This is a genomic window from Mesorhizobium sp. URHB0026 (assembly GCF_054059755.1).
This window is the reverse complement of record NZ_JBSSCN010000001.1, coordinates 2993234-3004875: the sequence shown is the minus strand read 5'-3', so window position 1 is coordinate 3004875 and position 11642 is coordinate 2993234. Positions and strand designations below refer to the sequence as shown.

The 11642-nt window shown below is 64.6% G+C and carries 10 protein-coding genes; 6 read left to right on the top strand and 4 right to left on the bottom strand.

The window, feature by feature from the left end; all coding sequences use genetic code 11:
- Positions 1-22 precede the first annotated feature (22 nt).
- Genes ACVWWD_RS14775 through ACVWWD_RS14760 form a run of 4 tightly spaced genes read right to left on the bottom strand, consistent with a single transcriptional unit; the run spans position 23 to position 4356 of the window.
- Entirely contained in the window at positions 23-679 is a 657-nt protein-coding gene (locus ACVWWD_RS14775) for a GntR family transcriptional regulator (RefSeq protein WP_023771171.1), read from the bottom strand.
- Positions 680-694: 15 nt separating this feature from the next.
- Complete coding sequence (locus tag ACVWWD_RS14770) at positions 695-1999, bottom strand: aspartate aminotransferase family protein (protein ID WP_352550253.1); 1305 nt, start codon at positions 1997-1999, stop codon at positions 695-697.
- A complete protein-coding gene (locus tag ACVWWD_RS14765) occupies positions 2000-3058 on the bottom strand; it encodes a phosphotransferase (RefSeq protein WP_023771173.1) in 1059 nt (352 codons plus the stop codon).
- Positions 3055-4356, bottom strand: a complete 1302-nt coding sequence (locus ACVWWD_RS14760) for an ArgE/DapE family deacylase (protein ID WP_352550254.1) — start codon at positions 4354-4356, stop codon at positions 3055-3057. The genes ACVWWD_RS14765 and ACVWWD_RS14760 overlap by 4 nt, the downstream gene beginning before the upstream one ends.
- 178 nt (positions 4357-4534) lie before the next feature.
- On the opposite strand from ACVWWD_RS14760, the gene ACVWWD_RS14755 reads away from it, so the two are divergent.
- The 6 genes from ACVWWD_RS14755 to ACVWWD_RS14730 all read left to right on the top strand — a co-directional run bounded on the left by ACVWWD_RS14755 (position 4535) and on the right by ACVWWD_RS14730 (position 11640).
- A complete protein-coding gene (locus ACVWWD_RS14755; RefSeq protein ID WP_023771175.1) occupies positions 4535-5182 on the top strand; it encodes a GNAT family N-acetyltransferase in 648 nt (215 codons plus the stop codon).
- Positions 5183-5250: 68 nt separating this feature from the next.
- Entirely contained in the window at positions 5251-7896 is a 2646-nt protein-coding gene (locus ACVWWD_RS14750; RefSeq protein WP_352550255.1) for a LuxR C-terminal-related transcriptional regulator, read from the top strand.
- Positions 7897-7972: 76 nt separating this feature from the next.
- Positions 7973-9094, top strand: a complete 1122-nt coding sequence (locus tag ACVWWD_RS14745) for a class II histone deacetylase (protein WP_352550256.1) — start codon at positions 7973-7975, stop codon at positions 9092-9094.
- Positions 9039-9956 (top strand): urea ABC transporter permease subunit UrtB, encoded by a 918-nt coding sequence (gene urtB / locus ACVWWD_RS14740; RefSeq protein WP_352595164.1) that lies wholly within the window; start codon positions 9039-9041, stop codon positions 9954-9956. The genes ACVWWD_RS14745 and urtB overlap by 56 nt, the downstream gene beginning before the upstream one ends.
- Positions 9953-10936 carry a branched-chain amino acid ABC transporter permease gene (locus tag ACVWWD_RS14735; RefSeq protein ID WP_352550258.1) on the top strand — a complete coding sequence of 328 codons (984 nt, stop codon included), beginning with the start codon at positions 9953-9955 and terminating at the stop codon, positions 10934-10936. Before urtB ends, ACVWWD_RS14735 begins: the two co-directional genes overlap by 4 nt.
- Positions 10936-11640, top strand: coding sequence for an ATP-binding cassette domain-containing protein (locus ACVWWD_RS14730; protein ID WP_352550259.1), 705 nt, complete (start codon positions 10936-10938; stop codon positions 11638-11640). Before ACVWWD_RS14735 ends, ACVWWD_RS14730 begins: the two co-directional genes overlap by 1 nt.
- Positions 11641-11642: the final 2 nt, after the last annotated feature.

Sequence of the window (11642 nt, the reverse complement as noted above, 5' to 3'; positions counted from 1 at the left end):
GCCGACCGAGCCTGCCCTGCGATCAGTGCGCCATGTGAAGATTGTCGGAGAGGACCGCGGCCGCCACGGAGATATCCTCTTCAAGGGAAGCCCGAACGGCCGGACCGTTGCCCTGTTCCAATGCGGCGACGATCCTGCCGTGTGCGTCATTGGACTGCGGAATGTAGCGATCGGCCCGCATCAGGAGCTTGAGATAGGGTCCGACGCGCCCCCAGAGATCGCGGATCATGTTCAAGAGGATCGGCGCGCCGGCGTGCTCGTAAATAGCAAAATGGAAGGCTTCGTTCAGGGAAAGATAGGCCGTGGGGTCCTGCGTCTCGATGGTCCGCTGCATGCCGGCGAGCGCGGCTTGGATGTCGACCAGCCCGCTTTCAGTCATCCGTGACGTGGCCATCTCGCCCGCCAGTCCCTCGACGGCGATGCGGATGCGCGTCAGTTCCGCGAAAGCGGGCGCGGATAGCAAGGGCACGATGATCGAGCGGTTGTTCTGCATTTCCAGAAGCCGCTCGGCGACCAGTCTTTGCAGCGCCTCGCGGATCGGTGTGGTCGAAATGCCAAAAGTTTCGGCGAGCTTGCGAATGACCAGCGTCTGGCCCGGGCTGAAGCCGCCCGAGATCAATTCCTGCTTGAGCGCACCGTAGGCGCGGTCATTGAGGGTTTGATGCTCGAGCTTCAGCATGCGTGTCTGCTCGGCTCACCAGGTCGACAGTGCGCGATCGAGCGCCTCGGCCAGCTGCTCGGCATTGTCCCTGGCAAAGGGCAGCGGCGGCCTGATCTTCAGCACATTGCCGCGCGGACCGCACGACGAGATCAGCACGCCGTCCTCGCGCATGGCTTCAACGACCGATGAAGTCTTGGCAGCAGCAGTGGCCTCATCCTCCGTCAGTTCGACGCCGAAATAGAGGCCGTTCTGCCTGACATCGGCGACCATGCCGTGCCGGCCTTGCAAGGCGCGCAGCAATTCCCCGGTGTAGGCGCCAACCGTCCGCGCGTTCTCGATCAGCCCCTCGCCCTCGATCACATCGAGCACGGCGATGCCGACGGCGGCCGCCACTGGATTGCCGCCGAAAGTGTTGAAGTAGCCGGTGTTCGAACCGAACGAGCTCACCAGTTGCGGCCGCACGATCACCGCGCCCATCGGATGCCCGTCGCCGATCGGCTTGCCCATGGTGACGATGTCAGGCGCGAGGCCATAGTTGGCGAAGCCCCACATGCCCTGGCCAAGCCGGCCGAAGCCGGACTGGACCTCATCGGCGATGACGATGCCGCCTGCTTTCCTGACGTGATCGGCGGCCTCGCGCATGACGGACGCGTTGGGAAAGAAAATGCCGTCGCTGGAAAAGGCGGAATCGAGCAGCAACGCCGCCGGGCGGATGTTTTGCGCGCGCATATCCTCGATAGCGGAGGCGACATTTCTGGCGAAATCATACGCGGCGCGGCCGCCGTCGCGGAACGTGTCCGGCGCCGCCACGGCTCGATGCCGCGCGGGCACGCCCGCTGCCCCGACCGCCGCCGGCGACAGCTGTGCTGTCGCGATGGTGGCGCCGTGATAGGCGAAGTCGGTGATGATAACGCCGGTGTTGCCCGTCGAGTGCTGGGCGATGCGGATGGCGAGATCGTTGGCCTCGCTGCCGGTGCAGGTGAACATGGCATGGCCGAGATGGGAAGGAAGCGTGCCGAGCAGCCTTTCCGCGTAGTCGAGGATGATCTCGCTGAGATAGCGCGTGTGCGTGTTGAGCGTGGCGGCCTGCCCAGACAGCGCCTCTACGACGCGCGGGTGGCAGTGTCCGACGGAGGCGACGTTGTTATAGGCGTCGAGGTATTTTCGGCCTTGGGCATCGTAGAGCCAGACACCGCTGCCACGCACCAAATGGATGGGGCTGCGGTAGAAGGCGCGATAGGTCGGCCCGAGCAATCTGGCACGGCGTTCGAGCAGCGCTTGCTCGGATGCCGCCGAATCGACATTTGCAGGATATGGCGAGAACAGGGACACGGGCATCTACTCCGGCTTGGAATGGTCGAGAAAATAGCGGCGGGCGTCCGCGGACGACAGTCCGTCCAGCCGCTCAAGCGAGGCCCAGACCTCGGTGATGAGGCGCAGGACATAGTCGCGTTTGGCCGGAAAACGCTCGGCCTGCCAGCTGGCGATGTTGGCGATGAGTGCGAGGCGGGCACGAATGAGGTGAAAGAGGATGCCAAGTTCTTCGATCTCGAGCGGCTGCACGGACTGATAGCCGGCGACGAAGCGCGCGGCGGGCGCCAGCGGATGACCTTCGGCCGGCCAGCGATAGACGGCCCCGATGGCGAGATCGCAGATCAGCGGCGAATGGATCATGTCGCCGAAATCGAGGATGCCGTTGACCATTTCGGGTCGCGAAGCGTCCATCACCACATTGTAGGAGTTCATGTCGTTGTGGACGATCTGGGCGCGCAGCCCCGGAATAACCGGTGCCGCGTGCTCCTCGTAGGCGTCGATGACGCGCTCGACCATGGCGCGATGGCCGGCATCGACGATATGCGCCAGCATGGGCCGCGTCTTGGCGACCTTGCGGATGTCCCACAAAAGGTCGCTGCCGGCGGCCGGATGGAAGAACCCGCGCAGCGCCCGGCCAAGCCTGGCGAGGAAGATGCCGAGATTGCGATCCTGTGCCGATGAGGTGGGCGAGCGCGAAAGCAGCTGTCCCGGCAGATAGGTCACGAGCCGCACGATGCGCGGCGCCGATCCGCCGATGCCGACCATGAACTGCGCTTCGCCTTCGAGGCTCTTGCGCACCGAAGGAACCGGCAAAGCCGGGTCGACCGTCAGTATGTGGTCGAGCGCCTTGTTCTGGAAATCGGTGAAATCAGCCTCTTCCGCCGGATGCGAGATCTTCAGGACAAATTCGCCCTCGCCTTCCGAATGGACGTGAAAATTGTGGTCGCGTTCGCCTGGCAGCGTGCGCGCGCTGCCAGTGAGCCCATAGTGCCGGCGCAACAGGGCAAGCGCCTCGGCGATCGAGACATCGGGCGCATCGTCCGCGAGCGTCTCGCCGAAAGCATCCGATATGGCCGCGTTCATGGCCTGACCTCGGGATCGATCGGCTCGAGGCCGCACCAGTCGGCGATGAACAACGCGATGGTCTGGGTGACCTTGCGCACCGAGTCGAGATCGACGGCTTCGTCATAGCCATGCGGCATGCGGCAGATCGGGCCGTAGACGATTGCCGGCGTGTCGGCATAGAGGCCGAAGAAGCGCGCATCGGTGGTGGCCGAGGTGACATGTTCCGTCAACGGCTCACCCCACACGGCGGTATGGCTGCGGCGCAGCACGGCTTCCATCTCGTCAGCGCCTTCCAGCACATAGCCCTCGGCCATGAAGCCGTTATAGGTCATCCTGGGCGGGCGATTGGCGAGGAACGGATCGGCGCGGGCGGCATCGGCGATGCAGGCCTCCAGTTCGGCCCTGGCGTCCTCGAGCTTCTGGCCGGGATAGGTCGCGACCCGCATCTCGAAGACACAGCGCGCGGGAACGCTCGATGTCCATTCGCCGCCTTCGATCTTGCCGAGGTTGAATCGGATCGGGTGCGGGTGACTACAAAAATGCCTGTCGTCAACCTTTCTGGCATTCCAGACGATTTCGAGTTTCTTCAGCGCCTGGATGATGAGGAAGGCCTTTTCGATGGCATTGGCGCCGGCGGAAAAGGCGCCCGACGCGTGCTGCGGATCGCCGTCGACCTCGACCCTGAACCAGATCGGCCCAACCTGGGCCCGCATCAGTCTTGGTTCCAGCGGTTCGGGAATGAAGGCGGCGTCGGCGCGATAACCGCGCTGCAGGCAAGCGAGTGCGCCATTGCCGGTGCACTCCTCCTCGACCACCGACTGCAGGAACACGTTCGCCGCCGGCTGATAGCCGAGGCCGCGCAAGGCGGCGAGCGCAAAGAGACAGGCCGACAGGCCGCCCTTCATGTCGCCGGCGCCACGGCCGTGCATCCAGCCATCCTCGATCGCCGGATCGTAGGGATCGCGCACCCAGCGGTCGAGCGGTCCGGTCGGCACCACATCGATATGGCCGTTTAGGATCAGCGAGCGACCGGTGACGTTTTTCGGCGTGTGGGTGGCGACGACGTTGAACGCGTCATCGTACGAAACGGCTACGGGCGAGAATCCGGGCAGGTCGCGGATCGCATTGACGTCGACACGCCACATATCGACCGCATAGCCATTGGCTTCATAGGCAGCCGCCATGAAGGATTGCGCGGCGTGTTCCTCACCACGCTGCGAGGGAAAGCGTACGAGGTCCGCCAGGAAGGCAAGCTGGCGGTCGAAGCCATCGTCGACCGCCCGCAAGATGGCCTCGTCCGCAATTCGCTCAGGCATGATATTCCGCTTCTCCATGGATGGTGTATCATATCTCATATGCCATTCTCCGAAAAGGCAAGGCGACAGGTGGGCCAAAATGATGGCCCACCTCTGGAGCCACTTGGCAGGCGGTCGCAGAGTTGGCATCAGCTTCTTGACATGCCGCCAAGGCTGCGCGGCGGAAGACCGAGGACAGATGCAAGTCACTGAAGGCTCATTGCCGGATGAAACCACCGATCTCGCGCCGGGCTACCGGCGCGTGCCGGCAGGCAAAATCATCAATGCGGTGACGTGGATGGAGGCGCGTGCCCCGGTGCCCGGTCTCGTGCATCCGCTGACGATGAGCCGCGTCACCAAGCCCGATCCCGCCGTCTACCGCGCAGTCTTCCTCGAGATCGGCGCTCCCTGGCTCTGGGACCGCGCCGCCGAAATGTCGGACGCCGACATCGCGGCGCATTTCGCCGACCCACGTCAGCATCTCTACTACGGCCATGATGAGAGTGGGGGCCAGGTCGGCATGGTCGAATTCTCTCTCGCCGACAGCAACGAGATCGAGATCACCTATTTCGGCCTGTTTCCCTCCTTGACTGGCCAAGGCTTCGGCAAACGGCTGATGGCGGGCGCGCTCGACCAGGCATGGCGCCTAGGTCCCATCCGCATCTGGCTGCACACCAGCAGCTTCGATCATCACAGCGTCATCGGTTTTTACAGGGCTTGCGGATTTGAACCCTATGCAACCGGTTTCGAAATCACCGATGATCCCAGGATCAAGGGAACCCTGCCGCGCGATTGCGCGCCGCAAATTCCGCTGATCGAAACGGAATGGGTGCCCGGCGCCAGATGAGACCATCGTCGCAACCCACCAGCCTGGCATCGCCTCACCACCGCCGGTGGGTACGGCGCGAGAGCATCTTGTCGAGGCTGGAGCGGAATGTCGACACGCGCATCGTGCTGTTCGCCGCGCCCGCCGGCTTCGGCAAATCGACGACGATGGCGCAATGGGCGGCCGAGGTCGCGCGCCACGGCCGGCTGACGGCCTGGCTGTCCTGCGAGGCGACGGACAATGACGAAGGCGCCTTCCTGTCGCATCTGGTGGGGGCGTTGCGCCATCTCGTCCAGAACCCGGCCGAGCTCGACCTCGCCTTCCAGTCGAGCCCCATCCCGCAGCTCGACGTGGTGCTTGCGGCACTCGTGTCGGGTTTCGCGGCACGCCACGCCGACATCACCCTGTTCTTCGACGACTATCACGCCATCGATGCACCGGCGGTGAAGCGGTTCATGGAACGGCTGACCCGGCAGGCACCAACCAACGTCGTCTTCGTCATCGGTTCGCGCAACCTGCCCGAGCTGCAGCTCGGCAAGCTCAGGGTGCTCGGCGATATCTTTGAAATCGGCCCGGACGATCTGCGTTTCGCCTCGTCGGAAGCCGAAGCCTTCTTCAACGACAAGCTGGGCCTCTCTGTCAGCAGCGGCACGGTGGAAACACTGTGCTCGCGCACCGAAGGCTGGGCCGCCGGCCTGCAGCTCGCCTCGCTGTCGCTCGGTGCGGCCCATGCGCCCGAAACCGTCATCGGCAATTTCACCGGCGCCAACCGCAACGTCGCCGACTTCCTGATGGGAGAAGTGTTCCTGGAACTGCCGCCGGTGCTGGCAAAGTTCCTGCTCTATTCCTCGATTTTCGAGCGCTTCAGCGCCGAGGCCTGCCGGGCGGTGATTCGGGAGGCGGACGCCGAGGTTGCCATCACCGAGATCGAAACCCGCAACCTGTTCCTGGTGCCGCTCGACGAGGAACGGCGCTGGTTCCGCTATCATCACCTTTTCCACGACTTCCTCAGCCGTGAAATGGAACGGCGGGAGCCGGAGATGATCGCACCGCTGCACTTGGCGGCTTCGGAATGGTTCGGCGAACGCAAGATGCTGACCGAGGCCATCGGCCATGCGCTTGCCGCCGGCGACGAAGCCCGCGCCGCGGTGTTCATCGAGAACAACGCGCTAGAACTCATCGCTCAATGCCAGCTTCTCTATGTGCGCCAACTGCTGGCGCTGCTGCCAAAGAAACTGATCGACCAGCGCATCCGGCTGCAACTCGTCGTGCTATGGCTTGCGGTGCACAGCAGCCAGCCCGAGATTGCCCAGCAGACCCTCGCCAACGCGCGCCAGCTCGTCGAAACCGGGCCGACCGATAGAAAGGACCCGGGCACGCTGACCGGCACGACCATCGAGGCTGAACTCGAGGTCCTTGCAGCGGCCGTGCACAGCACGCTGGAACAGTTCGAGGACGCGCGCGACACCGCACTGGCGGCCCTGCGCATCATCGCCCCCGAAGCGTGGTTCATGGAAGGCGCGACCGCAAACGTCATCGGCTACAATCTCTACGCGCTTGGCGACCTTGAGGGCGCACGCGCTGCCGTGGACGCGGCGCGCAAGGCCCATGAGCGAAGCGGCAGCCTGCTCGGCGTCACCATCGCCAACTGCTACATGGCCGTCATCGAGCGCTCGGCCGGCCGCCTGCCCGCGGCCGAACGGCTGCTGCGCAACGCGATCATCGAGGCCAGGACGCGGATCGGCGCCAACTCCTATGCCGAGGCCCTCGCCGGAACGCTGCTTGCCGAACTCGCCTATGAGACCAACGCATCCGGCGAGGCACTGGCGCTGGTGGAGAATCTCGGGCCGCTGATCGAGGGCGCCGCGGTCATTGTCTATCCCCTGGCCAGCGTGCCGACCTATGCCCGGGTGCTGCAGCTGACCGGTCGCGGCCAAGCCGCCCTCGACATGCTGGAGCGCGTCTACCAGCGCGCGCGCGGCTCCGTCTACCGCCGCCTCGCTTCGGTGCTGGTGCACGATCGCATCCGGCTGCTTCTTGACCAGAACCGCATCCCCGAAGCCCGCGTGTTGCTCGACGAGCATCGCCGCGAAAGCGCTGAAACCGCCTCTACCGTCGCCAACGAATTCGAGTTCTTCGCCGAAGGCCGGCTGCTTACGGCGGAAAAATCCTACGCGGCGGCGGCGGCAATTTTCGACGCGCTGCTGGAGCGAACGAAAAGCAGCGGGCGCATGCGCCGGCACATACTGGCGCTGATCCTGCGCGCCAAGAGCGCCGGCCATGACCAGCGGGAGGCAGACCGCCATCTGCACGAAGCATTGCGCCTTGCGCAACCCTCGGGCTTCATCCGCTCCTTCGTCGACGAGGGCAGGTCTGTCGTCGAAGGTTTGATGCGACTGCGGGCGGCCCAGGCAAAGGCCGACCCGTCACTGTCGGCCTATGCGACGCGCATCATCGATGCAGCGCAGACGATGCCCGTGACGACGCGCAAACCAGCCGCCCCGACGGTCGAGAAAGAACAGCTCACCCAGCGCGAGTCCGAGTTGCTGCACTTTCTTTCGGAAGGCATGTCCAATCGCGATATCGCCGTTGCACTGTCGGTAAGCGAAACGACGGTGAAGTGGCATTTGAAAAACATCTTCGGCAAGCTCTCGGTATCGAACCGCGTCCAGGCGGTGCGCGCGGCGCAGGTCGCCGCAAACCTCCGTACCCTCCGAAAGGAGGGGCATAGATAACAGACGTGGCCCCTCTTTAGGGTCGGGCCGGGCGATTGTTAGCCTGCTAGCGTCTGGTTTTTAGAGGATGCCGCGGATGGCGACAGGCTACGTTTTTCACGAACAGCTGATGTGGCATGATACCGGCTCCAGCGCCGACATGATGCCTCCCGGCCGTTTCGTGGAACCCGGACGCCACCTGGAATCGCCTGGATCGAAGCGACGGCTCAACAATCTCATCCAGGTCAGCGGCCTGGCACGCCATCTGGTTCCGATCATTGCCGACCCGGTAACGGTGGAAGACCTGCTGCGCGTCCACACGCAGCGCCACGTCGATGATATCAGGATGCTGAGCGAAGGCGGATCCGGTTTCGCCGGGCCTCAGGCACCGATCGGCCTCAACAGTTTCGACATCGCGCTGTTGTCCGCCGGCACCACCTATGCCGCGATGCGTGCGGTGCTGACCGGCCGCGTCGACAACGCCTATGCGCTGGCGCGGCCGCCCGGGCACCATGCCGAACCCGACCAGGCCATGGGCAATTGCCTGTTTTCCAACATCGGCGTCGCCGTGCGGCGGCTGCAGCACGAGGGCCTGCTCGGCCGTGCCGCCGTGGTGGACTGGGACGTGCATCACGGCAATGGCACAGAGACGGTGTTTTATTCCGATCCGTCGGTGCTGACGATTTCGCTCCACCAGGACAATCTCTACCCGACCGGACGCGGCGCGCTGGCCGACAATGGCAAGGGCGAAGGCGAAGGCTACAACATCAACATCCCACTGCCGGCCGGCAGCGGCACAGGCGCCTATGAAGCCACGTTCGACCGCGTCATCGGCCCTGCCTTGCGCGCGTTCAAGCCCGACCTCGTCATCGTCGCTTCCGGTTTCGACGCGTCCGGCTTCGATCCGCTCGGCCGCATGATGCTCAACAGCGAATGTTTTCGCCGCCTTGCCGCGCGCATGGTGGCGCTCGCGGCCGAAGTCTCGAACGGACGGCTGATGATGAGCCATGAAGGCGGCTATTCCGAGGGCTATGTGCCATTTTGCGGCCACGCCGTCATCGAGACGCTAGCCAATCACCGCACCGAGGTGGTCGACCCGCTGTCGGACCATATCGACGAGTGGGCGGGGCAGGACCTGCAGCCGCATCAGGCGGCGGTGATCGATGCCGCTGAAGGCCTGCTCGCGGGCTTGCGCCAACGCCTCGCCAGCGCGGCCTGAAGCGATGGATTTCGCCATCACGACATTGCTCAATGCGCTGACGCTGATCAGCATCCTGATGCTGGTCGGGCTCGGGCTGGCGATCAGCTTCGGCCTGATGAACGTGACCAATCTGGCGCATGGCGAGTTCGTCACCGTCGGCGCCTTCGCGGTATACTTCATCCAGAGCATGGGCGGCTCGTTCTGGCTGGGCCTGGCGGCGGCGCCGATCGCCGGCGCCGTGGTCGGCTGCATCTTGGAGTTCGCCATCATTCGCCACCTCTATTCGCGGCCGGTGTCGACGGTGCTTGCCACCTGGGGCGTCAGCCTCATCCTCCAGCAGGGGCTGGAACTGACCTTTGGGCTCGGCGCCAAGCCGGTGACGCCGCCGATCGAGGGCACGCTCGACCTCTTCTTCACCGTCTATCCGGCCTATCGGCTGATCCTGATCGGCATCGCCATGGCGACCTTGCTCGGCGTCATCCTGCTGATCAGCCGCACATCTTTCGGCCTCGACATCCGCACCGTCATCCAGAACCGCGAAATGGCGGAGGGCGTCGGTATCAACACGCGCCGCACCTACGCCATCGCCTTCACCTTCGGCGCGGCCATCGCGGGCCTTGCGGGTGGGCTGGTCGCGCCGCTGGCGATCGTGCTGCCGCAGATGGGGGTGAACTATCTCGCCAACGCCTTCTTCGTCGTGATCGTCGGCGGGGTCGGCTCGATTGCCGGCCTCGTCGCCGGCAGCGTCTTCGTCGGCGGGCTGACAAGCATCCTCAACTACCAGATCTCGCCATCGCTGGCGCAGGCGATCGTGCTGCTGGCGGCCATCGTCGCCGTGCGGCTGCGGCCTAACGGCCTGTTCAACGGGGCTTCGCGATGATTGCCCGCGACCGCAACTGGCTGCTGATCTTCGTCGTCTGCGTGGCGCTCGCGATCCTATATCCCTTCCTCGCCGACGGCTACCAACTGACGGTGATCCGCGACGCGCTGATCTTCGGCCTGTTCGCGGCGAGCCTCGACTTCTTCTGGGGCCGCACCGGCATATTGTGCTTCGGCCACGCCGCGTTCTTCGGTATAGGCGGCTACGTCATGGCGTTGGTCACCCTCAACGACGCCAATCCTTTCGGCGGCTTGCTCGGCATCGTGGGCGCCATTGCGGGTGCTGCCTTCGTCGCCGCCATCATCGGTTACTTCCTGTTCTTCGGCGGCATACGCGGCAGCTACTTCACCATTGTCACGCTCGCCATGGGCGTCATCTGCCAGCAGGCCGCGGTCTCGTGGAGTTCGGTCACCGGTGGCGACAGCGGCCTGATCGGCATTCCGCCGATCGAGTTCGATGTTGGTGGCCGGAATGTCGACCTCAGCCAGGACCTGCCGAGCTATATCTTCGTCTCGGCTATCGTCGCCGTGGTCGTGCTGGCGCTGTGGTCGATCAGCCGCGGCCGCTGGGGCACGGTGCTGACCGCCATTCAGGACAATGAGGTCCGGGCGGCGGCACTCGGCCATAATGCGCCGTTACGGCTGCTCGTCACCTTCATCCTTTCGGCAGCCATCGCCGGGCTTGCCGGCGCGCTCTATGTCTGCATGGCCGGGCTGGTTGCCCCCGATCTGTCCGGACTGCTTCTGTCGACGGAGGTCATTGTCTGGGTGGCGGTCGGCGGGCGCGGCACGCTGCTTGGCCCAGTGCTGGGCGCAATCTTCATCCAGCGCGCGCAGCAGACGATCAGCAGCTTCAATCCGAGCCTGTGGCCGCTGCTGCTGGGCTGCGTCTTCGTCATCATCGTCTTTGTCCTGCCGGACGGCATCCTGTCGATCTATGCGCGGCTGAGGAGCCTGTTCAAAGGCAGGAGGCAGGCCTGATGAGCGACGTCCTGCTCCAGGCCGAAAATGTCGGCATCCGCTTCGGAGGGCTGCAGGCCCTCGAAGGATTGAACCTGACGGTCCGCGACAAGGAGCTCTGCTGCATCATCGGGCCGAACGGCGCCGGCAAGAGCACGTTCCTCAACGTTCTGACCGGCACGCTGCGCCCGACCAGCGGCAGCGTCCATTTCCTCGGCCGAGACATTGCCGGCCTGCCGCTGCATCGCATCGCCCGGCTCGGCATTGCCCGCAAGTTCCAGATCCCGTCCGTCTTCCCGAGCCTCTCGGTTGAGGACAACCTCAAGGTCGCACGATGGGGTGCCCCCTCCCCGGCCCGGACAATCGGTGAATTGATGGAACTGGTCGCGCTGACCAATCGTGCCGCCACATTAGCCGGCGAACTGGCGCACGGCCAGAAGCAATGGCTGGAGATCGGTATGGCGCTGGCCATCGAGCCACGGCTGCTTTTGCTCGACGAGCCAACCGCCGGCATGACGCCGCAGGAGACGCTGGCGACGGCCGAAATGCTGCTGCGGCTGAAGGGCGAGTTCTCGATTGTCGCGGTCGAGCATGACATACGCTTCGTGCGGGCGCTGAATTGCGAGACGCTGGTGCTGCACCAGGGGCGCCTGCTTCGCAGCGGTCCCTTCCACGACATCGAGGCCGACGAGATGGTCCGCGACGTCTACCTAGGGAGGCGCTGAGC